The following is a 249-nucleotide window of genomic DNA, read 5'->3' as shown; positions in this document are numbered from 1 at the left end:
GGAGCTGTGCGGGCGTCTAGAAACGTCCTGTAGGCCGTCTAGTCCCTTCTCTTTGTATCGCTTATACCACTTTCGAAGAGTGGGCCTAGAAATTCCACACCGACGACAAACTAGGCCCGCATTATGTAGTGGTAAATTAATTTTGGCCACCCATTAAGAAAGAAATGTTATGCTGATAAGCATACAAATTTGGGTGAAAAAATGACGAAATTAAAACGTGCAACGTATTCTGCAGCAATCAAATTAGAA

Annotated in this window: 1 protein-coding gene; it reads right to left on the bottom strand. The window is 42.2% G+C overall.

Translation table 11 applies throughout. The features are described 5' to 3' along the window. Window positions 1-150: helix-turn-helix domain-containing protein (locus H5117_RS20485; RefSeq protein ID WP_182739029.1), on the bottom strand; the 150-nt coding region annotated here is incomplete at its 3' end. Window positions 151-249: the final 99 nt, after the last annotated feature.

This window comes from Pseudoalteromonas sp. SG45-1 (assembly GCF_014164135.1).
GTDB lineage: Bacteria > Pseudomonadota > Gammaproteobacteria > Enterobacterales > Alteromonadaceae > Pseudoalteromonas > Pseudoalteromonas distincta.
Note: the sequence above shows the minus strand (reverse complement) of the source record. Positions and strands in the feature narration are given on the sequence as shown.